Genomic DNA, 21,657 nt, shown 5'->3' on the forward strand with positions numbered 1-21,657 from the left:
CGAGAATCTTCGAAGCCGATGGATTGCCGGGTCAAGCCCGGCAATGACAGCTACCAATTAACAACCACCTACAACCTCAAAGGAAAGCCATCATGGCCAAAGTACTCGTGCTCTATTATTCCGCTTACGGTCACATCGAGGCGATGGCGAACGCCATCGCCGAGGGCGCGCGCGAAGCCGGCGCTACCGTCGACATCAAGCGCGTGCCCGAACTGGTGCCCGCCGAGGTCGCCAAGGCTTCGTATTACAAGGTCGATCAGGCAGCTCCCGTCGCCAAGGTCGAAGAACTTGCCAATTACGATGCCATCATCGTCGGCACCGGCACCCGCTTCGGGCGGATGGCGTCGCAGATGGCGAACTTCCTCGATCAGGCCGGCGGCCTCTGGGCCAAGGGCTCGTTGCACGGCAAGGTCGGCGGCGCCTTCACCGCGACTGCGACCCAACACGGCGGCCAGGAGACCACGCTGTTCTCGATCATCACCAATCTGTTGCACTTCGGCATGACCATCGTCGGCCTCAACTACGGCTTTGCCGGTCAGATGAAGCTCGATGAAGTCACCGGCGGCGCACCCTATGGGGCGACCACGATCACCGGCGGCGACGGCAGCCGCCAGCCGAGCGACAACGAGCTCGCCGGCGCGCGCTATCAAGGACGCGTGATCGCGGAGACCGCCAGGAAACTCCATAGCTAACTGCATGGCTGATGCGAGACGGGCGGCATTCTCATTTGAGATTGCCGCCCCATTTATCCATTGGGGACGATGGATTCAGCATGGTCGAACTTCTCTTTTTGGCTCAACTGGTGCGCCGTCCGCTGCAGGCGATTGCACGGCGGTGGTGGTGCCGCAGTCTCTACCGCGCCTCGCGCGGCCAGCGGCGATGCCCGGAATGCACCAGATTGTGAAATCGGTCTGACGGTTTCGTGGTACGAAACGGATTCGTGATACGGAATCCACCACTCGCTTTTCACCGATACGGGGTTTAGGCATGAGCAATTTTTCGCAACCCCCGTGGCCGGAATTGCCGACCGCGGCGTGGCGTGACACCTATGCGACGCTGCATCTCTGGACCCAGATCGTCGGCAAGATCAGGTTGAGCAAGACCCCCTGGCTGAACCATTCCTGGCATGTGGCGCTCTATGTTACTCCGCGCGGGCTGACGACGTCGCCAGTCCCGGACGGCACGCGAACGTTCCAGATCGATCTTGATTTCATCGATCACGTCCTGCGCATCTCGACCAGCGATGGCGCGAAGCGGCAGTTTGCGCTTTCGGGAAAATCGGTTGCCAGCTTCTACGCCGCCACCATGATGACGCTGACCGAGCTGGACATTTCCGTCACCATCGACGAAATGCCGAACGAACTACCGGACCCGGTCCGGTTTTCGGAAGATAACGTCCACGCTTCCTACGATCCCGAAGCGATCAAGGACTTTCTGCAGATTCTCGTGAACTGCGATCGCGTCTTCAAACAGTTCCGCACCGGCTTCCTCGGCAAGGCCAGCCCGGTGCATTTCTTCTGGGGCAGCTTTGATCTGGCGGTGACCCGCTTCTCCGGCGGTCGCGCGCCACGTCATCCCGGTGGCGTACCGTATCTGTCCGACGACGTCGCCTGCGAGGCCTATTCGCACGAAGTCAGCAGCGCCGGCTTCTGGCCGGGAAGCGGCGCGATCGATTATCCCGCGTTCTATTGCTATGCCTATCCGGAGCCTGCGGGCTTTCGCGCTACGAAGGTGCGGCCCGACGCGGCGTTCTTCAGCGAAGCGCTCGGCGAATTCATCCTGCCCTATGATGCCGTGCGCACGGCTGATGATCCCGACCAGGCGTTGCTGGATTTCCTGCAAAGCACTTATGAAGCCGCGGCGATTTCAGCGAAATGGGATCGCGACGCGCTGGAATGCGACTTGGGCCAACCCGGCGTGGTGCGGCAGGTCTAGGCGCGGATCAATTCTCGTGGACAGCGTCGGCTTCTGCCGTTGAAAGCCACCAGCCATCGCCGGCAAACCAGCAGGTGTCGTCGATGGCGCCATCGAGCCGGAGCGACCGCACGTCTTCCCACCCCTGCAGAAACGCCTCCGTCAGGCGGCGGCCGGCATCCTCGTCCTGAAGACCGATGCAGCCAATAAACTGTGCCCGGCCACGGAACCTTGCCGGCCAAACCGCACCCTGATCGGGACGTGTGACCAGCAGCATCCCGCCATGCACACCCGCGGGCGCAAGCGGAAACTACAGCCGGCCACCGCGACGCAACGCATCGAGCCACTGTTGGGCTGGCTGGGCCGCACCGGCACACACGTAGATCAAATCCGCTTTCGGCAGATCCGCCGCAATGCCCGATTTTGACTGAACATTCACCTGTGGCAGGTCTTTCAGGTTGTCGCGCGCGCGATCCGCCAGGCCTCCGTCAATCTCATAGGCGTGCACCTGCCCGCGCGGCCCGACGAGTTGTGCGAGGATCGCGGTGTAATATCCCGTGCCCACGCCAACTTGTAGAACCGTCTCACCTTCCTTCAATTCGCAGCCATCGAGCCAATAAGCATGCGCGCTGGGCATTCCGATATTGAGATGTTGCGCGCTATCCAGCGCGACCAGCGTATTTTGATAGATAAACGCTGGATCATCGTTCGGGGTCGTCACGTAATCATGCGCGCCGAGCGCAATCAGCCAGGGCCCCGGGCCCACAAACGGTTCGCGCTTGACTACACGAAAGGCCTGTTCAATCCGGGAATCGCGGACCTTGGCTGCGGCGCAGACAAGGCTGGCATAGAATGAATGCAGATTTTCCGACCGCTCTTGCATGATCAACTTCCGGCATTGCGATGCTCGATCCTATTCGAGGCTGTCGCCTGCAGGAAGCTTCGCACGATGGGCAAAAACCGGGAAGCGCCGCCATCACGGCGAAACGGGATCGCGATATGCGTTTCAAGTCCAATCGGAAATGAAGCGTCGCTAATGCTGCAATTGCGGCTTCACGACCGTCTGCCGAACTTCGGCGCCGCAGTCGGCGCATTCAAAGGTGAAGTCGATCTTCGCCATGCTCCAATGCGGCTCGACGTCCCTTACAAACATCGGAATCCCGATGCAGCTCGGACAGATGACGAAAGCCGGCTCGATGTCGTCGTGATGGTGGATATAGGCTGGCATGTCGGCACTCCCCACGGAAGCATTCAGCTGTAGCCCTTGACCCGACCATCAGCATACGCCGCTGCACTAAAGGCGATCATGAACTCTTGCGAACACAGGTAGAACAGCCGCACAATCCTGCCCAGTGTGACAGATTTGCACGACCGTGTCGTCTCTGCCACAGCGCGTCAGTTCTCTTCGCGCGGCAAGGGTTTACCGGGCGCCCGCTTCAAATAGGCGCTGAGCTTCGGATAGTTGCGCAGCTCGCGCGCGGCGCGGTCGCGCAATGCGTAGGGCAACCCGCGCAGGCTCAAGGCGGCGCTGATGTCGACCAGCGGCAGCGGTGTCACGCCAAAACGCCGCTTATAGTCATAATCGCCCACGCTGAAGTCGAACTCGCGCACGCCGTCGCTGTGCAAGGCGGCCATGGTACGTTCGATGACCAGCCGGCCCGGCGAACAACTCGACCATTTGTCGCCGGCATTGCTGACCCGCAGCATGACATAGCGGGACCCACAGCGAACGCCGAGCAAGGTCGCGACGACTTCCTCGCCGACCGTCAGCGCCGACAACACGGCATAGCCCTCGCCGACGCCATCACGCACGAGGTTTCGATAGAAATCGGCACAGGCCCCGTCGCCGAGGATGAAGTTTATCCCTAGATGTTGCATCCGGGCGCTCTGTTGCGCATCCAGGGCGGCAAGAACGCGCAAGGCTTCGTCGTTCTCTCCTGCGATCTTGAATGTAGCGCCGGGATAGGCCGTAAACGCGCGCCAGCACCGTTCGAGAACCTTGCGCACGTCGCGCTTCAGCGAACGCTTGTACTGGTCGAAATCCTCGCCTGTGGTGACGAGATTGCCGTTTAGCGAGCACGGCCCGGCTCCATCCAGCATCGCCAGCGGATTGGATCCGCCCTGCAGATCGAGCGGCATTTTCTTGAAGCGAATGAGATCAGCGCCGCCAGGCAGCCGGCGCAGCGCCAGCCGCAGCTCGCGCCACAGGATGGCTGCCGCCTTAGGTTCGCGCGGCGCGGCCGGACCGAGCAGCGGCGCATTGTAATCGGTGAGTTCGAGGTCGGCGAACTCCACGACGCAGACGCGCTTCAGCTTGCGCCTGATCAGCGGCAGAAGCAGTGCGACTTCGCCTGTCGCACGATCCCTGACGGTTGCAACGAGTGGCTCGATATCCGGCTGTCCGGCGAACGCGCCATACCATGCCGCGAGCCACTTCTCGTGCTGGAAGATGGTCGTCTGTCCGCGACGATACGCACCGTCCCAGTTACCTGCGACGGTATCCCAATTGTCGAACTCCACGGAGAACGCCGCAACCTGCGACGTGCGGTTCCGCCCCACGTGCCGTGCTGCGTCGTTTGTCAGTGTTGTCACAATCAAGCCGCCTTCATGCCGCCCTGGAAAGATTGTTGGAAAGATCGACCACCTGCTCCGGATGGTCGTGGTCGAGCCGGAATTCGATCTCGTTCCGCGCCTTGCGCTCGCGCTTGACCCAGGACGTGTTGCGCAGCGCCTTCTGCATCACCGCCTTGCCCCAGAATGCCGGCCCCCTGAGCGAACGGCTCTTGGGCGTATATCCGAAGCGATTGCGCAACAGACCGTTGGCCAGATTGACGATCCGGGTCCGCCTGATCTCTTCATTCTCGTAACCCACCGTCATGGAGATGTTGACGGTGCCGAGATTGTCGACGCGATGCGGCGCGTTCAGCGGCCAGTTCAGCATTTGCCCGGGCTCAAGATCGAGCACGGTTGCATAGCGATCATACCATTCGTGATAGGGCATATCGAGTTCGAGCTCGAACAGCTGGATGTCCTCCAGATTCTTCGGAGTGACGAAGGGAGGGTTCGACGGATAGATATGGACGCGCTTGCGGCCGGCGATTTGAATCAGGCTCTGGCCGGGAAGATCGGCGTGGTAGTGAACCTGCGCCTTCGGTGCCGAGAGCAGAATGCCGGCGTTGTACTGGTGCGGCAGCGCGAAGTGCGGGACCTTCTCGCCGATCTCGGCGAACATCTGGGCCAGCAGGTCGCTGTAGCGGGAGTCGATATCCGAAACCATGCGCAGGTTGAGCCACAGGTCGCCCCTGGAAATCGCGTCGATGACCTGGTGGCCGCTGAAATTGCCGATATCGCCGTGCCGCCAGATACGCTTGTCGCCCTTCACCCCGGTCTGCATGAGGCTGTAATGCTCGCGCGGATAATTCTCAATCAATGCGGCAAGCTGATCCATCGAGAACAACGGCGACTTATGCATGTTGTGCGCAAGCCGGATTGGTTGGTGTCCCCACAGCACCGAATGGGTGTCGTCCCAATTACTGAAAATGCGATCTGCCGCCATCGTCCAACTCCTTTTGACCAATTTTTTTCGCCCGGATGACGACCGATTTCGGCTGCGTCCTGCACGCTGTCCCGAAATCTCAGATGGCTGCCACGCCGTTGGTCATCCGATGTCCCGTTATGAGACGGCCGGATCACCTTCACGCTCTAACTGGCAAGAAGGATGCCGCAGGGGTGTCGCACCCACTTACCGGACGATAAGGTCTGGGATGTATGGCTAACGCTGGCATAACCGAGAGAGCGCCGGCGACCCCACGATGGCTTCAGAACCGCAATATCGGGCGCTGTTTCTCGGCGCGGGACCGCAAATGCAGTGCGGCGTCGGGCAATTCACGCGATTGCTGGGCGAGTGGATCGAAAAGACCGAACCCGGCAGTTGCACGACGTTAACCCTGACGCGATCGGAAGGGTCATTCACCGAAATCTGGCGCGCCGTCGGCTCCGCACGGAGCGTGGTCTGCAACTTTCCGATCGTGGCCTGGAAGCGCGTGATGTTCACACCGCTGCTGGCGATGGCCATGGCGCGGCTGCGGCGGCGCAAAACTGTCCTGATTCAGCACGAATGGGCCGGGCTGCATTGGCTGCGCCGGATCACCTATATCCCGGCCCTCCTGCTCGCCAACACCATCGTCATGTTCTCGCCGCTGGTGCGGCAGGAACTCGCCGAGGATTCCCTGGTGGGCTGGACCGCGAAGAAAATTGTGCTGGCTCCGCTGCCGCCGAACATCGAGGCGCCTGCAGGGATGGCGGATTCGGAGTTACGCCGGCGTCTCACGGCTGCAAGGCAGGACGGCCGGCTGGTGATCGGTCATTTCGGTTCGATCTACCCGGCCAAGCAACCCAATGCGCTGCTGGAGATTGGCGCGATCCTGAAGCAGCGTGGGCTCCGGCCGCTGATCGTCTATGTCGGCTCCTTCATCCGCGGCACAGACAATGTCGAGGAGGAATTCCATGCCCGCGCCACCGAGCTCGGAATCGCCGATGATGTGATCGTGTCCGGCTTCGTCGCCTCCGATCACGAGGTGTTCGGGCTGTTCGGCGCGGTCGACGGGTTCTGTTATCCGCTCGACGAAGGGCTCACCGCGCGCCGCTCCAGCGTTCTTGCCTGCGTGCAGGCCGGCCGGCCGCTGATCGTGACCGGCCCCGCGCTGCCTGACGAATTCGACCATCATGCGCGCTTCAAGGAATTGATCGATCGCGGCGCCATCGTGCTCGTGCCGCGCGGATCGAGCGCGGACGCCTACGCCGATGGCATCGTTGCCGCGCTGAAACGGCCGCCGGTGCAGGCCGCGTTCGACTTCGATGGGTGGTGGCAGGACGTCGCGAACGCGGTTCGCGCCCAGCTCTAAGCCTCACTCCCGGACGCGAAATCGCGACAGATAGTGCAAGCCGAACACCGCCACCAGGAAGGTGAACCACAGGGGATCGGCGCGGTCGAGGAAGAAGCTCTCCATCGCCGACAGATAGAGTCCGAACAGCCAGATGCGCAACAGCGCCATCGCCAGCGGACCATTGTTGCCGCCCTGATCGGCTTGCTGGAAATTCCGTAGCGGCACGATCACCAGCACGACGATGAGCAGGATCAGTCCGGGCAGGCCCATGCCGAGCGCGGTATCGAGATAACCATTGTGGCTGTGCGCCGCGAACGCGGCCCATTCCTTGCCCGCCGGCAACTCCTCGAACGCCTTGCTGCCCCAAAACGCCACGAAGCCGTAGCCGGTTGCCAGCCGCTGCCGCAGCGCGTCCAGCGCAAAATTCCAGATGTCGGTACGGCCGGTGAAGGTCGAATCCAGCGGCAGCAGCTTGGCGACCGCAGCCAGACCTTCGCTCATGACGGTGCCGACGCTGAGCATGTTCAGCAATAGCAGCGGCGTCAGGAGCAGGATCGCCCGCACCCAGAACGAGCGAAACACCGAGGTAAGCGAGGTCAGCAGCAGCACGGCGAAGCACAGCGTCAGCGAACTCTTGCCGGCGGCATGAAACAGAAACAAGGAACTAAGGCCGATGATGACCGCGCCGGACAGAAGTGCGCCGGAGCGCGCGATGTAGATACCCAGGAACAGCAGCATCGCCATCACGCCGGCTGCCACGTTCTTGTGACCGAAGGCGCCGCGCCAGTCGCCGGCAAGAAGCGGCTCCTGTGGATCGGTTGCCTGATGGATCGCAAACTGCGGCGCCAGCAGGATTCCGAGGTAACAGACCGCGAGCAGGATCAGCGCTGCGATGCTGAGCAAACGCATCAGTTCGCTTTGCGATTTCGGCAACAAAAACATGGTCGACGTGACGGCGACAACGCACGCCGTCAAAACAAACCGCCGCATCGAAGTGGCCGGGTCAACCGACAAAACCACCGTCACACAGACCCAACCGGCAAACAGCAAGAACGATGGCGTCAGCAAAGTCGCCAGCCCGCGCATGTTGTTGCGCGTCGCGAGCGCGATCATCAGCACCGCGAGGGCGCCGAACACCAGATAGGTCGGCGCCTCATTGCCGGTACTGACTTCGCCGATTTGTATGTCGCCGAGATCGGCGAACGGCCGCAATGAAATCCATGCCAGCACCAACGCTCCGACGAACGCGGCGCAGCGAACGACATCCAGCACTTGCTGCCGCCAAACCCCTCCTGCGACGATACGAAGCTGAGACGTGATGGCGAGTTGGCTCACGTGATCTTCGAGGCCTTGTAGGGTTGAGGTTCGATGCCGATTGCGGCCAGCACGCTCCCAATTGCCACCGTCATCGGATGCATCGCTATGATGCGGTCGCGCTCCGTCAGGGCCGCCCGCGCGGCCTGGAGAAACGACAGCGGAAACGCCGCCAGCAATTTCAGCGTCAGCCTGGCGCGCAGCCAGAGTGTCGGTGTCGCCTTGCGCTGGACGTGATAATTGATCGCGCCGATCCGCAAGCCGCGGCTGATCAGCCAGCTGAGCCTGGTTCGGCTCGGTGGCACCGTCTCGCTGATCGTGGCCTCCGCCACCCAGTGAAACCGCATGCCCAGACGCAGGCAGCGGTAGAAGAAATCGGTGTCGCCGCCGCCGAGGAAATTGAAACGCAGGTCGAACGCCGGGGCGTCGACGCGCTCGAACACCGAGCGCCTGATGAGGCAATTACCGCAGCCATAGATCACCGGAACCGGTCCGGACGTGTCGTAGGCCGGGGCGAAGGCCGGATGACGACGCAGCCCGCGCTTTCGCGCGTCATCGAAGTCAGGCATGACCGGCCCGCCGACGATGTCAGCCCCGGTGGCTTCGGCCGTCAATATCATGCGCTCCAGCCAGTCCGGCGAGGCAATTTCGTCATCGTCGATCATCAGGAAACTTGACGCAGCCGGGAAGGTTGCCAGCGCCGTCTCGAACGCCGCGTTGATCGCATGGCAATTGCCCTGCCGTGGTTCGACCACGCAGAGACCGGCGAACTTGTTCGATGCCAGGAACTCGGTCGCAACCGGAACGCTCTCGCTCCGCAGCGCATCGTTCTCGACCATGACAACCGCAAAGCGGTGACCAGTACGCTGGCCGGCGAGCGATTCCAAGGTCTGCCGCAGATGCTGCGGCCGGCGAAAGCAGGGAATGCAGACGACGATCCCGATCGAAGCAGGATCGAGGGCCGGCGAGATCGCCGCCAGGGCGCGGGCGGCGTTCGGCATGGTGTCAGCGGTTTCCATCGGCGGGCAATCCGTTCAAACTCTGGCGCATGACGTTTGCTATGGGTCCAGACGATACAAGAGCATGGCTGCAATATCCGGTCCGACAGGATGCCTGGTGGTGGCGAATTGTTCCCGACGGTTAATGGACGGGGTTAAGTTTGAATTAAATCAGGTTCAGGCTCGGGGCTCAGCGGCTGAACAGCTTGCCGAACAGCTTCTGGGATTTGGGAAACTGCCCGTTGGAGATCCGCGTGGGCCACAATCCGTCGACGTCGAAATAAGCGGCGTAGGCGATGTTGTTCCTGTTCTTCACGAACCAGTCATGCATCTGCTGAATGAAGTACGGATTGTCGCCGAAATTGCCGACGCCCCATTCCGGATAGCTCATCGGCTTGCCGTGCCTGGCGGCAAAGTCGCGGTGCCATTCCAGGCCGAACGGCGCCTTGAGATAGAAGGTGTTCCACCGCTCTTCCGGCGAGCCCTCATGTTTGAAATCGTAGATATCCAGACCGATGTAGTCGACGACATCGTCACCCGGATAGGCCAGGTCCGCCGGCGTGTCCTGCGTTCCCCATCCCGGACACCAATCATATTTGAATGTGTCGGAGTGGCGACGGAAGATCCCGACCACGCGCCGGAACGCCGCGATGTAATCGGCTTCATGATCCTTGGCGAACCACGCCATCTGCGACAGATTCATCTCCCAGCCGAGACGGATGATCGCCCTTGGCTGCGCATCGGCAATCGCACGGGCAGCCGCCTCGAACTCGCCGTCGTGCAAGCCATTGGCGACGTCGGCGAGCGGCGTTCCCGGAACGGTCAGCGGCACCGACCAGACAACATTCCGCGACGGGTTGAGCTTCTTCCAGATGCCGGGAACCCAGGTCAGCTTGTGGAAATCCTCCCAATTCGCCTGGCCGTAGAAATCGACGCCCACCACCGACGACGGCGGCTGCTTCAGCCATTTTTCCCAGGCCTGCAGGGTATGCTCGCGCCCAACGGGGCCCCAATCGACGAAGGCGCCGGCAAATTTAGCAGGGCTGGAGTTGACGCGCGGGGCGGCGTTGGTGTCGACGCGGGCGAGCAACAGCAGGCTCAACACAAGGGCCACCAGGAAAAATACCAGGCGCCTGAGGCCAACCCGGCGGCGAGGCGCGGGACGCTCAGTTCGAAACATTAGACGTCCTCGTCAATTTGTTACCGAAGACAGCAGACAGCCTTCGGCCGACTTCGGCTGCGCCCTTGTCGGTGAGATGCCCCTCGTCGAACTGCATCGGAATATCGGCCTCGACAAACTCGTCGCAATGACCATCTCGGCAGACCGCGTCGTAGACGGATGAATAGCTCGCGCCGTGCGCCTTTACCAAGGCGCTCATGACGCGATCACGCTCCCGAATTCCGGGTGTGCGCTTCGTGCTGGCAAGGGCTGGATGGTCGCGAAGAATCCCGTCGATCAGGAGGCGTGGAAGAGCGGCGGCGTATTCGACGATCGGTCCAAGTACGACGACGTCGATTCCCCTGGATTTCAGGGTATCCAGCGTGGCCGACAGGTTCGGCAGATCCTCATCCTTCCATGAGGCAGCGAGTATGACCTTGTCGACACGGTTGTTGACGAGGAAGTCGTTGAACGCCAGTTCCATCACATCGCGGCAAGCCTTCAATCCGCCTCTCGGCTCCCCCGGAACGGCCGGGCGGCATTCGCTTGCAGTCGCCTGCAAGATGTTCACCTGCGGCATGGCGGCGGATAGCCCGGACCAGAGATGCGCGGCATGGCTGTCGCCAATAAGCAGATAGTTCGGCCGCGCCGGATCCAGTTTCAGGCAGGTTTCGGCGTCGAATCGCTGGCGGTTGGCCGATATGAAGCAGCGCCCGGTCCGGAACGCGGCGGACGAATCGTAGGCAAGATAGGTGCCGATATCCACGACGCGTTGCGGAAAGCGGTATGGCGCGCCGCTCGCGAAGAACACCAATGCGCACAGCGCGAATGTCGAGCCCATCGCGGCTGATGCGGCGCCGAAGACGGCACCCTTCGATGTTTCCCGCGCCATCGAACGGAACGGCAATTCGACCAGCTTCCACGACAGATAGGCGAGCCCCACCGCCAGCGTGATCAACGTCAGTTTGGTCGACGCTGCGGATTCTGCGCCGAACAGCGAATCGGTGCGCTGGAATACGATCAGCGGCCAGTGCCACAAATAGAGCGAATAGGATATCAACCCGATCGCGACCAGAGGCGGCAGTGACAGCAATCGTCCGGCCATCGATACCCCGCTCTCGCTGGACGCGATTACCAGCACCGCACCGAGGCAGGCGAGTGACGTCATCAGCAGAAGCGGCACTGATGCCGATCCAAGCAGGATCACGCCAATCAGCAGCAGCAACCCGGCTCCGCCACAAATGTTCTTCCAGAACGTGGTTTCCGGCACCGGAATGAATTTGATCGCCAGCATCGCGCCCAGCGCCAGCTCCCAGGCGCGGAACGGCGTGAGATAGAATGTAAAGTTCGCATTTCTCATGCTCATGGCGATGGCTGCAGCAAACGAAATCGCAGCGATAACCGCAAACAGCAATCTGGCGCGCTTCGGAAACCGCCGATAGACAAAAAGCATCAGCAGCGGGGCGATGAAGTAGAACTGCTCCTCGACGCTGAGCGACCAGGTATGCAGCAGCGGTTTTGTTTCGGCCGGCGCATCGAAGTATCCAGAGGTCTGCGCAAAATAGGCATTGGAAACCGAGCCGATCGCGCTGGCAAGGCTCTTTGCATAGCCAATCAATTCGGCCGGCAAGAAATAGATATAGGCGAAGACGCTCGTCACCAGGAACATGACGAACAGCGCCGGCAGGATTCGCAAGATTCGTCGCTTGTAGAAATTGCCAAGCGAGAACGATCCGTTGCGGATGTCCGCATCGATCATGCCGCAGATCAGGTAGCCCGAGATGACAAAGAAGATGTCGACGCCGACGAAGCCGCCTGCGAAACCGGGCACACCGACATGGTAAAGAACCACCGGAACAACAGCGAGGGCCCGCAGCCCGTCAATATCCGCACGATACTTCATTGCAGGAACCTCGCGACGCTGCCGCAACCGCGACCGGCCTTCACCGTTTCAAAAGCGGACACTCTGGACAATCCAGGTGTGCCGAAACGGGCTGATGCCACCGCGACCTCCGCGGGCAACGGGAAATTGGCTTGGAATGGCGGGCAATCTGTCATGGGGCACACTTATGGCGATGAACATCGGCGATGCGGAGTAGCCTTCTGCAATATCCGGGCAACCTCGCCAAAAGCGCCGCTTCGCGCACGTATTGCGTTTCCATCGTGGTTACCGCGCGCGGTTAACCGGCTTGCGACGGTGAGACAAACACAGAATTAACCACATCAAATCGCGGCGACCGTTAGCGGAACCGTCCGGCACCGATCTTGCTCAAGGGTCTGGCAAAGGGATTCCTAGTCCAGAAAGCGCCCGCCTTGAACGTCATCGTCAACGAGATTTCCGAGATCGACCGAGTAGCGTCGTGCGACGCCGTGCTCGGGCGCGGAGTCACGGGCAAGCCCGCGGGGCTCGCAGCGCCATGCTGATCGGACAAGCCAGCATCAATCTGACCGCCAATTTCCTCTCGGCCTTGCTGGGGCTATTGAGCGTGTTCATATTCACGCGGCTGTTCTCGCCGCATGATTATGGCGTCTATCTGCTGGGCATCGGTTTTGCGTCCGTCATCAGCGTTTTCCTCGTCGGCTGGTTTCGCAATCTCATACTGAGTGGACACGCCCGCGACGACGGCCCCGACGTGCGCGGCCGCGTCATCTCGGGCTACCTGATCTGCTGTCTCACCGCGCCGATCGCCTATGTCCTGGGACGGCTGGTCGGGCTGGACACCAATGCAGCGCTGGCTGCGGTCGTGCTTTCGGTCGCGATCGGCCTGTTCGAACTGACCCAGGATCTGGTTCGCGCCCGGCTGATGGCGCTCTCTGTCATGAAGGCGACGCTGGTCCGCGCCGGCGCCGTGCTCGCCCTCGGCATGATCGTGGCACTGGTCAGCCCGTCTGGCTTCCTGCTGCTGCTGTCGTCCGCGCTCGCCTACCTGCTTGCGGTGCTGGTGCAGTCGCGCACCGCCTGGCGCGGCACCAAGGTCAAATTCGACGGCACCGGCCTTGCGGCGCTGGCGAAGACCGGCCTGCCCCTTACCCTCTCTCTCACTCTGCTCGCGATTTCCAGCGTCACGGATCGCTTCATGATCGCCAATCTGGTGGGTGCGGCGGACGCCGGCAAATATGTCGCCGCGCTCGATCTGGTCCGGCAGACCCTGATGATGCCGGCCATGAGCGCCGCCGCGGCGTTCTTGCCGATGGCGGTGCAGATTCACGCCAGCAAGGGCGACGCGGCAGTGCGGTCGCATCTGTCCGAATGCGTCGAGTTGCTGCTCAGCATCACGCTGCCGGCCTGCCTCGGCTTTGCGGTGATTTCCACCCATGTCGCCAATATCATTCTCGGGCCGGATTTCCGCGAACTGGCGGCGCAGACCATGCCGATCATCGCGGTGGCCGTGGTCTTCCAGATCCTGACCCAGCAATATCTGCACGCCAGCTTCCTGCTCTCCGGACGCAACTCGTTCTATCTGATCAACACGGCTTCGATCATCGCGGCCAATGTGATCCTGTCCTACATCTTGGTCAGCCTTTACGGCACGGTCGGCGCGGCCTGGGCGCGGCTCGGCGCCGACGTGGTCGGATTTTCCTGCGCGCTGATCCTCAGCCGCTTTGCCTTCAAGGTCCCGCTGCCGCTCGGCCGGCTGGCGCTGATCATGATCGCCGGACTGGCGATGGCGCTGACCGTCGCGGCGCTCGACAGACACCTGCATGTCGCCGATCTCGCCGCCTGCGCCGTGCTGGCCAGTGCCGGACTCATAACCTATGCGGCCCTGTGCTGGCTGTTCGACATCTCCCGGATTCGCGGCCGTCTGAAAACCGGCTTCGCGATGTTCCGGGCCAAATTCGCAAACATCAACGGATAAGAACAAATGACCAAGACATTTGCCCTCGATCCCCGTCATTCGGCTTTCACTGACGCCGCCGACCGGCCGGCCGCGCAGCATCCGCAGTCGCTGCTCGACCTGCCGCCCGGCGAGGCCCGGCAGAGTCTGCTGACCGTTCACAGCATTCTCGAGGCCAAACTGCCCGCGACCGATCTCAAGATCTATGAGGCCGGCGGCGGTTCGACCAGCTTCCTGCCGCTCAGCGTTCTGAAGCGCGCCCATGTCACCGTGGTCGATATCGACGAAGACCAGATCCGCAACAATGACTACGCGCAGAAAACGATCCTCGGCGACATCCAGACCCATCGCTTCGCGCCCGACAGTTTCGATCTCGTGATCTGCTACAACGTGATCGAGCATGTGCCCGACGTGGAAGCGGCGCTGCTTGGCTTCTGCCAGGCGCTAAAAGAAAACGGACTGATCCTGATCGGCGCGCCGAATCCAAGGTCGCTGTCCGGCGTCGTCACCAAATATTCGCCGCACTGGTTCCATGTCTGGTTCTACCGCCATATCCGCGGCGACAAGAACGCCGGCCTGCCCGGCTGCGCGCCGTTCCCGACTCATTTTCATCCGCTTGTCACGCTGGCGAACCTGGAAACCTTCGCCGACAGGCACGGGCTGCAGATGATTTATTGCAAGCAGTATGAGAGCCCGCGCTATCCGGAGATGCGCCGGCGCAAGCCGCTGTTCGCGAGCCTGATCGACGCGGCCGCCAAGGTGATGAACGTCTTCCTGCCCGGCAAGACCGACGTGCGGCACGGCGACTATCACGTGATCTTGAGGAAGCGCTGAGAATGAACGCTATGTTCTCAGAGGCGCGAGTAAAAGTCAGCCACCGGCTGGCGATGCATCTGCACGCCAATTCCTTCCGGATGCGCAATGCCACGCCGATGGTCAGCTTTACCTTTGACGATCTGCCGAAAAGCGCGGCCACGACCGGCGCGGATCTACTCGAAACACACGGCGCGCGGGGCACCTTCTACGTATCGGGAGGCCTGATTGGCGGCGAAACGCGGGAATGGCCGACGGGCGACGCCGACGACCTGCTTTCCCTACATCGCCGTGGCCACGAAATCGGCTGTCATACATTCTCGCACCGCCGCGCCAGCGAGCTCGACGTAGCCGCCCTTGCCAACGAAATCATGCGAAACCGCGGCTACCTCCGCGCGCTGGACGCCTCGATCGAAACCGAGACTTTTGCCTATCCTTACGGCTTGGGATCGTTTGCACGGAAGAACCAGCTCAAAGACCAGTTCCAGACCTGCCGCAGCATCGTGCCGGGTATCAACAGCGGCGAAATCGATCTGCAGTTCCTTCGCGCCGTGCCGCTGATCGACGGCCAGATGGACCGCGCCGGGATCGAGCGCGCGTTCGACGATGCCGAAACCAATAACGGATGGTTAATTTTCTACGGCCACGACGTTGCTGAACGGCCGAGCCCCTGGGGCTGCTCGCCAGCCCTGCTCAACCATGCCCTGGAGGCGGCAGCGCGCCGGAAAATTCCGGCTTTGACGATGGCGGAGGCATTGCGATGCGCCCGCGCATAAACGCTTTGTTTGCCATTTCGGTGAATAGTCCCTCAATGAGTATGGTTAATTTTCCCTGTTGCGTTTTTGGCGCGTTGAAGTCCCGCGCGCGTGGCGTAAGGCGAACAGTAACCCCTCAGCCGATGTGTGCCGCAGTTGGAATGGAAGCTGGGGTCGATGCTTATCTATGACGAGCCGATAAATCAGGCCAAACCTGACCCCCGGCCCGCCGCAACGCCGGCATTGGGTGGCTTCAGCGTGCTCGATCTGGTTCAACTGCTGTGGCGGCGGAAGATCGCGATCGCCTCGGCGGCGCTGCTCTGCGCCTGCGTCGCGGTGGCGATCGGCAAGAGCCTGACACCGAAATATACCGCAACGGCCCAGCTCTACGTCGATCCCCGCGAATTGCAGCTGGTCGATCGCGAACTCACGCCGCGCGCGCCGGACCTGTCCGGCCTTGCAATGGTGGTCGAGAGCCAGGGGCGCGTCATCACATCGAACAACGTGCTGTTGCAGGTGATCCGCGAGACCCATCTCGAGAAGGACCCTGAGTTCGGCGGCGGCAGCGGCAAGGGCCTGTTCGGATCGCTGCTCGGCCTGTTCGGGATCGAACTGCGCCCGACCGCCGAGCAGCGCAAGCTCGTCGAGATGGCGGCGCTGGAAACCCTGATCCGCCACATCAATGTGAAAAAGACCGACAAGACCTTCATCGTCGACATCGAGGTCTGGTCGATCGACCCGGTGAAGGCGGCGATGCTCTCGAATGCGATCGCCAAGGCCTATTTGACCGAGAATACCCAATCGCAGGCCGCGCGGGTCCGTCGCGCCACCAGCGATCTTTCGAGCCGGCTCACGGAATTGCAGGATCGGCTTCGCACCGCCGAGAATACGCTCGCGGTCTACAAGGCGCAGAACAATTTCGTCGGCACGCAGGACACGCTGATCAGCGACCAGCAGCTCTCCGCCAGCAACCAGCGGCTTGCCGCGGCGCGGGCGCTGACGCTCGACGCGCAGGCCAAATACGATCAGATCGCGGCCAGCCGCAAGACGTCGGCGGACGCCGGCGCCATTCCGGAGGCGCTGCAATCGCCGACCATCGCCAATCTGCGTTCGCAATATGCCGAAGCCAGGAAGCGCCAGGCCGAATTGCAGAGCGAATTGGGGCCGCGCCATCCCGCCCTGCGCCAGATGGAGAAGCAGGTCGAGGATCTGCGCCGGACCATCGGCGAGGAAACCGATCGCTTTTTGCAGGCGGCGAAGAATGACCTGACCCGCGCCCGGGATTACGAAGCTTCCCTGAATAAGGCGCTCGAGACCCAAAAGCGCCAGAGCGTCCAGATGAGCCAGGCCGCGGTCAAGCTGCGCGAACTCGAACGCGACGTCGAAGCCAGCCGCGACGTCTACCAGTCGTTCCTCAAGCGATCGCGCGAGACCGAGGAGCAGGAGACGCTGAACACCTCGAGCGCCCGCATCATCGGCGACGCCACCGTGCCGCAGCGGCGCACCTTCCCGCCGGGCATGGCCTTGTTCGCCATGATCGGCTTTATGCTGGGCGGGCTCGCCTCGGCTGCGTGGATCATCGCTGTCGACCAGCTGGCGCCCGGCGCCAACCCGGTTCGACCCAACACACCGGTCAGGACATCGGCCTCGTCCGCCGCGCAAAATCGGACGCCTGCCGCAGCCACGAGGCAACCGTCGGCCACCCCGCAGCCCGCCGTCAGCCTGATCGCGAAGCCGTCGATCACCCGGCTGCAGGAATCGGACGTGGTACGCACGCTCGGCGGAATCCTGGCGACGGGCGGCACCCCCGATGTCGTCAGCCTCGGCTGGCCGACGCTCCGGGCCGGCTTCCCGCTGATGACATTCCTCAACACCATGCGCGAAATCCGGACCGCACTGGCGACGCGCGTCGCCAAGGACACCGCGCCCGTCATGGCCGTGATCGGCGCCGGCGATGGCGAGGACCGCAGCATTGCCGCGCTCAATGTCGCGCTCTCGGCCGCCCGCGATGGCGCCAGGGTGCTGCTGATCGATGCCGATCAAAAGAACTATACGCTGTCGAACAAGGTGGCCCACCTGGCTAAGGAAGAGACCGGCCGTCTCGGCTGGCTCAATATTGCCGCCAAGGCTGCGCGCGTCGTCAGGACCGCGAACGGGATTTCGATCCTGCCGGCCCTCAAGGCCTCGGATACCAAGGCAAGCGACACCATCCGCAAGGCGATTGCGCAGGCGCGCATCGGCGGCGACTACGATCTGGTGGTCCTCGACGGGCCTGCCATGCCGTGGAGCCCGGCCGACCACGCGCTGTTCGACGCCACCGTCGGGCTGGTCGCGATCCTTCCGGTCAAGCTCGACATCAACGAGAGCATGGAAGACATCATCACCGCGCTCGGCGAGACCGAGCGCAAGCTGGTCGGTGTCGTCATCAACGAACTTACCCCCACGGCCGTCAACCGTCAGCGAGACAAACAGTATGCGTGAGCGTCGCTTGAATCCCCTCGGGAGAGCCGCTACTGCCGGCGTTCCCCGAATCACACTGGGCGGGCTGCGGCTTGCCGTGCTCGACCTTGAGCAGACCGCGGACTTCATGATCGAGATGGTGTTCCCGCAACGCCGGCTCGCTCGCCCGCTCTATCTGACCTCGGCCAATGGCGAGGTGCTGGCGCGCTGCTCCACCGAACCGATGACCGACCGGCTGTTTCGCTCCGCCGATCTGATCAATGCCGACGGCCAGCCGCTCGTGACGGTGTCGCGGTTGAAATCGTCGACGCCGCTCCCCGAGCGGGTCGCGACCACCGACCTGTTCCACGTCGTCGCCCGCAAGGCGCAGGCGGCCGGCTTGACCTTCTACATGTTCGGCGCCGATGAGGCGGAGAACGCCGCTGCCGTCGCCAATGTTCGCAAACTCTATCCGGACCTGAAGATCATCGGACATTCGCACGGCTTCCTCCGCGGCGACGCGCTGCGGGCCAAGGTCGACGAAATCAACGAGCTGGCGCCCGATTACCTCTGGCTTGCGCTTGGCGTTCCCTATGAGCAGGCCTTTGTCGAGGAATACACCTCGCGCCTGTTCAAGGTCGGCGTGATCAAGACCTCTGGCGGACTGTTCAACTTCCTGTCGGGCAGCCGGGCCCGCGCTCCGTATTGGATGCAGGCGGTAGGGCTCGAATGGGCCTGGCGCATCTGGCTGGAGCCGCGCCGGCTGTTCTGGCGCTATTTCACCACCAATCCGCGCGCGCTCTATCTGCTGTTCAACAAGAGCCGGCCTTCGGCCACCGAACGGGCCCGGGACTGATGGGCGCCGGTCTGGCGAGCGATCGTCCGGCCATCCTGGTCACGGGCGGCGCGGGCTATATCGGCTCGCATTGCTGCCGGGCGCTTGATGCGGCCGGTTATCTCCCCGTCTGCTACGACAATTTTTCGACCGGCCACCACAGCTTCGTCGCGGGTGCGCTGGTTACCGGCGACATCGCCGACAAGGCCACGCTGGCGCTCGCCTTCGCCGAGCACGACATCGTCGCGGTCATGCATTTCGCCGCATCCAGCCTGGTCGGCGAATCCGTGGTCGATCCGCGGAAATACTACGTCAACAACCTCGTCGGCACGCTGGCGCTGCTGGATGCGATGCGCGAGGCCGGCTGCAGCCGCCTGGTGTTCTCGTCGACCGGCGCGGTCTATGGCAATGCCGACAGCAAGGCGCTGCCCGAAAATTATCCCTGCGCGCCGATCAATCCCTATGGCGCCTCGAAATGGATGATCGAGCGGGTGCTTTCGGATTATCGCGGGGCCTACGGGCTCGGCTCGTTCGCGCTGCGCTATTTCAACGCCAGCGGCGCCGATCCCGCCGGCGGCATCGGCGAGCAGCGCGAGGTGGAAACCCATCTCATTCCGCGCGCGATGATGGCGCTGCAGGGCCACGTGCCGGATTTCGCGGTATTCGGCGACGATTACGCGACGCCGGACGGCACCGCGATCCGCGACTACATCCATGTCACCGACCTTGCCGCCGCCCATGTGCTGGCGCTGAAGCTCTTGCTCGAAGGGCATTCCGGCGGCGTCTTCAATCTCGGCACCGGCAAGGGATTTTCGGTGCGGGAGATCCTCGCGGCGATCGCCAGCGAGACCGGGCGCGAAGTACCGCACGTCGTCAAGCCACGCCGCGCCGGCGACCCGACCTATCTGGTCGCGGACGCTTCCGCCGCGCGCGAAACATTGCACTTCCGCCCCGCTTATTCGGATCTAGCGACCATCATCCGCACCGCCTGGGCCTGGCACAAGACAGCTCACCCGCTCAAGACCGGCTGAGTTCGCACAAAAGCGGTCCACCGGCGGCAATGCCGCCCGGCTGTTGGGCTAACCGGCGAAGGTCTAGGTGGAAACTGTTGCAGGGACGGCCGTCCGACGCCTCAGACGGCTTCCCTGGTCATGACCGCGTTCGCGCCCTGCGTCGAAGTGGGACCTTGCGGCTGCAACGGCGCGTCGTTATTCGACAAACCCGCGACCTTGCGGATAAGCGATACCGGGGTTGCCGAGAACGACTCGATGCAAAGTGCGACGACGTCAGGCGGCGACTTCTCGATCATGGCGACCACCGCTTTTTCATCCAACTGGTCCGGCTCCCAGTAGGAAGTCGCCAGGCTTTGCGTGGTCAGCCGGTGCGTCGCCCGGTGGGCCGGCGACTGGTTCACAAAGTACCCATAGAGGATGTATTCGGAAAACGAGCGCGTCTTGCCAAGCGCTACCGCCCACGGCATGCTGGTGACGGCTTCGATCGTTGCGGTCATGTCGCGCAAGGTCGATCTGTCCCAGACGAGCACGTTGCCGATATAGTCGTCGGCCGGGAACGCGGTGGGGCTGCCGCCCAAAAGGCGATCGCTGTTTCGGACCCAGACATTATGCGACGGCTTATCGGCCGGAATCGCCAGACGATCGACATAGAGCGGGGTCAAGTCCGCGCCGGCATAGGCGGCGACATCGAACGGACGAAAGAACGTGTTATCGGAATCGACGATGCAATAGCGCTGATGCGGCAGGTGCAAGGCGCCCGCGATCTTGAGAAGCTGCTGGATATGCCAGCCGTGCAGCGGGCCCGACCGGAACGACCACCACGTCCTGCGCCCCTTGCGCGAGACAAACGGCGGCAATGCCCTCAGCCAGGACGGCAAGAAGCGCGAGCTCGGCAGCACGGTGCGGCGGCTATTTTCGAACCGGGCAAAATACGGCAGGTCGTCGTCATTGACGATGACGTAATGCCGTTCGTATCCGCTGACGAACCGATCGAGACTCTCGCAGAGCAATTCGAAGCGATCGAGATCGCCGCGATAGGTCGGGGTCATCAATGCTACGCTTTTAGTCACGCCACTTCCCGTCATGATGTCTTGTGTGACCGGCGATCGGGGTCGATCCCGATCAGATTGATATAATAGATGATCGCTTGAGGGCTTCAAACAACGCTTCGCTGTTAAGATAAACAGTGATTGATGAAACCCGCGCTCGATCCCATGACGAAGCCATGAAACGGCAGCGGCATTCCGGCGATCAATTTCGTGCAAGTGATGCCTGTGCTCCCGTGGAACCATGGATAAGCGAAGCTATGGTTACCGGACGGTTAAGGTGGCTTGGGAACATTTGTTCAAGAGCCACAGGCATCAGCAACCTTTCCGGAATTGGCGCGTTTCAAATGCCTGTTCATTCAACGGAGACGCAACATGGCGGTCGCTTCGCAGATCAAGGAACATATGGATGTCATCTCGTCCGACAAGAAGACGGTCGGAAAGGTCGACCACCTCGAGGGATCCGACAAGATCAAGCTGACCAAGCAGAGTTCGCCGGACGGCCAGCACCATCACTTCATTCCGGTGGATTGGGTCGATCATGTCGACCAGCACGTTCACCTCAACAAATCAGGCGCGGATGTGACGTCACACTGGCAACACGGCAGGCAGTAACCCTGACCATGTATTGTGCCGGCTGCGGATGAAG

At 62.2% G+C, this 21,657-nt stretch carries 20 protein-coding genes; 10 read left to right on the plus strand and 10 right to left on the minus strand.

The window, feature by feature from the left end; genetic code table 11:
* Positions 1 to 92 precede the first annotated feature (92 nt).
* Together wrbA and JQ609_RS25960 are read left to right on the plus strand one after the other, a co-directional pair.
* Positions 93 to 692: an NAD(P)H:quinone oxidoreductase gene (gene wrbA / locus JQ609_RS25955; RefSeq protein WP_212275696.1), complete on the plus strand. Its 600-nt coding sequence runs from the start codon at positions 93 to 95 to the stop codon at positions 690 to 692.
* A 295-nt stretch (positions 693 to 987) separates the two neighbouring features.
* Positions 988 to 1,935: a DUF5996 family protein gene (locus tag JQ609_RS25960; RefSeq protein ID WP_212275698.1), complete on the plus strand. Its 948-nt coding sequence runs from the start codon at positions 988 to 990 to the stop codon at positions 1,933 to 1,935.
* A 7-nt stretch (positions 1,936 to 1,942) separates the two neighbouring features.
* Here JQ609_RS25960 and JQ609_RS35280 read toward each other — a convergent pair whose 3' ends face one another.
* From JQ609_RS35280 to JQ609_RS25980, 5 genes are all read right to left on the minus strand, one after another.
* Positions 1,943 to 2,191 carry a hypothetical protein gene (locus JQ609_RS35280; protein ID WP_249128429.1) on the minus strand — a complete coding sequence of 83 codons (249 nt, stop codon included), beginning with the start codon at positions 2,189 to 2,191 and terminating at the stop codon, positions 1,943 to 1,945.
* 33 nt (positions 2,192 to 2,224) lie between these two features.
* The gene (locus tag JQ609_RS25965) at positions 2,225 to 2,797 is read right to left on the minus strand and encodes a protein-L-isoaspartate O-methyltransferase (protein ID WP_249128431.1); all 573 of its coding nucleotides are present in this window, start codon (positions 2,795 to 2,797) and stop codon (positions 2,225 to 2,227) included.
* Between the two features lie 150 nt (positions 2,798 to 2,947).
* Positions 2,948 to 3,142 carry a hypothetical protein gene (locus tag JQ609_RS25970; RefSeq protein WP_212209574.1) on the minus strand — a complete coding sequence of 65 codons (195 nt, stop codon included), beginning with the start codon at positions 3,140 to 3,142 and terminating at the stop codon, positions 2,948 to 2,950.
* Positions 3,143 to 3,309: 167 nt separating this feature from the next.
* Complete coding sequence (locus JQ609_RS25975; protein ID WP_212275700.1) at positions 3,310 to 4,506, minus strand: GNAT family N-acetyltransferase; 1,197 nt, start codon at positions 4,504 to 4,506, stop codon at positions 3,310 to 3,312.
* Positions 4,507 to 4,519: 13 nt separating this feature from the next.
* A complete protein-coding gene (locus JQ609_RS25980; protein ID WP_212275701.1) occupies positions 4,520 to 5,470 on the minus strand; it encodes a hypothetical protein in 951 nt (316 codons plus the stop codon).
* Between the two features lie 256 nt (positions 5,471 to 5,726).
* Between JQ609_RS25980 and JQ609_RS25985 the strand changes: the two genes are divergently transcribed.
* Positions 5,727 to 6,818: a glycosyltransferase gene (locus tag JQ609_RS25985; protein ID WP_212275703.1), complete on the plus strand. Its 1,092-nt coding sequence runs from the start codon at positions 5,727 to 5,729 to the stop codon at positions 6,816 to 6,818.
* A 3-nt stretch (positions 6,819 to 6,821) separates the two neighbouring features.
* Here JQ609_RS25985 and JQ609_RS35830 read toward each other — a convergent pair whose 3' ends face one another.
* The 4 genes from JQ609_RS35830 to JQ609_RS26005 form a co-directional block, all read right to left on the minus strand.
* Complete coding sequence (locus JQ609_RS35830) at positions 6,822 to 8,135, minus strand: O-antigen ligase (protein ID WP_212275705.1); 1,314 nt, start codon at positions 8,133 to 8,135, stop codon at positions 6,822 to 6,824.
* Complete coding sequence (locus tag JQ609_RS25995; protein WP_212275706.1) at positions 8,132 to 9,133, minus strand: glycosyltransferase family 2 protein; 1,002 nt, start codon at positions 9,131 to 9,133, stop codon at positions 8,132 to 8,134. Before JQ609_RS25995 ends, JQ609_RS35830 begins: the two co-directional genes overlap by 4 nt.
* Before the next feature lie 169 nt (positions 9,134 to 9,302).
* Positions 9,303 to 10,226 (minus strand): glycoside hydrolase family 26 protein, encoded by a 924-nt coding sequence (locus tag JQ609_RS26000; RefSeq protein ID WP_212275708.1) that lies wholly within the window; start codon positions 10,224 to 10,226, stop codon positions 9,303 to 9,305.
* Positions 10,227 to 10,278: 52 nt separating this feature from the next.
* Positions 10,279 to 12,174 carry an acyltransferase family protein gene (locus JQ609_RS26005; RefSeq protein WP_212275710.1) on the minus strand — a complete coding sequence of 632 codons (1,896 nt, stop codon included), beginning with the start codon at positions 12,172 to 12,174 and terminating at the stop codon, positions 10,279 to 10,281.
* Positions 12,175 to 12,688: 514 nt separating this feature from the next.
* Between JQ609_RS26005 and JQ609_RS26010 the strand changes: the two genes are divergently transcribed.
* The 6 genes from JQ609_RS26010 (at position 12,689) to galE (ending at position 19,980) form a co-directional block, all read left to right on the plus strand.
* A complete protein-coding gene (locus JQ609_RS26010) occupies positions 12,689 to 14,128 on the plus strand; it encodes a lipopolysaccharide biosynthesis protein (protein WP_212275712.1) in 1,440 nt (479 codons plus the stop codon).
* A gap of 6 nt (positions 14,129 to 14,134) precedes the next feature.
* Positions 14,135 to 14,941: a bifunctional 2-polyprenyl-6-hydroxyphenol methylase/3-demethylubiquinol 3-O-methyltransferase UbiG gene (locus tag JQ609_RS26015; RefSeq protein WP_212275714.1), complete on the plus strand. Its 807-nt coding sequence runs from the start codon at positions 14,135 to 14,137 to the stop codon at positions 14,939 to 14,941.
* Between the two features lie 53 nt (positions 14,942 to 14,994).
* Positions 14,995 to 15,696, plus strand: a complete 702-nt coding sequence (locus JQ609_RS26020) for a polysaccharide deacetylase family protein (protein WP_249128433.1) — start codon at positions 14,995 to 14,997, stop codon at positions 15,694 to 15,696.
* A gap of 156 nt (positions 15,697 to 15,852) precedes the next feature.
* Entirely contained in the window at positions 15,853 to 18,156 is a 2,304-nt protein-coding gene (locus JQ609_RS26025; RefSeq protein WP_212275716.1) for an exopolysaccharide transport family protein, read from the plus strand.
* Positions 18,149 to 18,970 (plus strand): WecB/TagA/CpsF family glycosyltransferase, encoded by an 822-nt coding sequence (locus tag JQ609_RS26030; protein WP_212275718.1) that lies wholly within the window; start codon positions 18,149 to 18,151, stop codon positions 18,968 to 18,970. The genes JQ609_RS26025 and JQ609_RS26030 overlap by 8 nt, the downstream gene beginning before the upstream one ends.
* Positions 18,970 to 19,980, plus strand: coding sequence for a UDP-glucose 4-epimerase GalE (gene galE / locus JQ609_RS26035; protein ID WP_212275720.1), 1,011 nt, complete (start codon positions 18,970 to 18,972; stop codon positions 19,978 to 19,980). Before JQ609_RS26030 ends, galE begins: the two co-directional genes overlap by 1 nt.
* A gap of 101 nt (positions 19,981 to 20,081) precedes the next feature.
* On the opposite strand, the gene JQ609_RS26040 is transcribed toward galE, so the two are convergent.
* The gene (locus JQ609_RS26040; protein WP_212275722.1) at positions 20,082 to 21,032 is read right to left on the minus strand and encodes a DUF6492 family protein; all 951 of its coding nucleotides are present in this window, start codon (positions 21,030 to 21,032) and stop codon (positions 20,082 to 20,084) included.
* A 351-nt stretch (positions 21,033 to 21,383) separates the two neighbouring features.
* Between JQ609_RS26040 and JQ609_RS26045 the strand changes: the two genes are divergently transcribed.
* The gene (locus JQ609_RS26045; RefSeq protein ID WP_212036880.1) at positions 21,384 to 21,623 is read left to right on the plus strand and encodes a DUF2171 domain-containing protein; all 240 of its coding nucleotides are present in this window, start codon (positions 21,384 to 21,386) and stop codon (positions 21,621 to 21,623) included.
* Positions 21,624 to 21,657 lie beyond the last annotated feature (34 nt).

The organism is Bradyrhizobium sp. AUGA SZCCT0169, from assembly GCF_018130085.1.
Taxonomy (GTDB): domain Bacteria; phylum Pseudomonadota; class Alphaproteobacteria; order Rhizobiales; family Xanthobacteraceae; genus Bradyrhizobium.

What these genes read in the sequence shown, in the direction of transcription:
- wrbA (WP_212275696.1), top strand. Translation starts at nt 93, where the DNA reads ATGGCCAAAGTACTCGTGCTCTATTATTCCGCTTACGGTCACATCGAG.
- JQ609_RS25960 (WP_212275698.1), top strand. Translation starts at nt 988, where the DNA reads ATGAGCAATTTTTCGCAACCCCCGTGGCCGGAATTGCCGACCGCGGCG.
- JQ609_RS35280 (WP_249128429.1), bottom strand. Translation starts at nt 2,191, where the DNA reads ATGCTGCTGGTCACACGTCCCGATCAGGGTGCGGTTTGGCCGGCAAGG.
- JQ609_RS25965 (WP_249128431.1), bottom strand. Translation starts at nt 2,797, where the DNA reads ATGCAAGAGCGGTCGGAAAATCTGCATTCATTCTATGCCAGCCTTGTC.
- JQ609_RS25970 (WP_212209574.1), bottom strand. Translation starts at nt 3,142, where the DNA reads ATGCCAGCCTATATCCACCATCACGACGACATCGAGCCGGCTTTCGTC.
- JQ609_RS25980 (WP_212275701.1), bottom strand. Translation starts at nt 5,470, where the DNA reads ATGGCGGCAGATCGCATTTTCAGTAATTGGGACGACACCCATTCGGTG.
- JQ609_RS25985 (WP_212275703.1), top strand. Translation starts at nt 5,727, where the DNA reads ATGGCTTCAGAACCGCAATATCGGGCGCTGTTTCTCGGCGCGGGACCG.
- JQ609_RS25995 (WP_212275706.1), bottom strand. Translation starts at nt 9,133, where the DNA reads ATGGAAACCGCTGACACCATGCCGAACGCCGCCCGCGCCCTGGCGGCG.
- JQ609_RS26005 (WP_212275710.1), bottom strand. Translation starts at nt 12,174, where the DNA reads ATGAAGTATCGTGCGGATATTGACGGGCTGCGGGCCCTCGCTGTTGTT.
- JQ609_RS26010 (WP_212275712.1), top strand. Translation starts at nt 12,689, where the DNA reads ATGCTGATCGGACAAGCCAGCATCAATCTGACCGCCAATTTCCTCTCG.
- JQ609_RS26015 (WP_212275714.1), top strand. Translation starts at nt 14,135, where the DNA reads ATGACCAAGACATTTGCCCTCGATCCCCGTCATTCGGCTTTCACTGAC.
- JQ609_RS26020 (WP_249128433.1), top strand. Translation starts at nt 14,995, where the DNA reads ATGCATCTGCACGCCAATTCCTTCCGGATGCGCAATGCCACGCCGATG.
- JQ609_RS26025 (WP_212275716.1), top strand. Translation starts at nt 15,853, where the DNA reads ATGCTTATCTATGACGAGCCGATAAATCAGGCCAAACCTGACCCCCGG.
- JQ609_RS26030 (WP_212275718.1), top strand. Translation starts at nt 18,149, where the DNA reads ATGCGTGAGCGTCGCTTGAATCCCCTCGGGAGAGCCGCTACTGCCGGC.
- galE (WP_212275720.1), top strand. Translation starts at nt 18,970, where the DNA reads ATGGGCGCCGGTCTGGCGAGCGATCGTCCGGCCATCCTGGTCACGGGC.
- JQ609_RS26045 (WP_212036880.1), top strand. Translation starts at nt 21,384, where the DNA reads ATGGCGGTCGCTTCGCAGATCAAGGAACATATGGATGTCATCTCGTCC.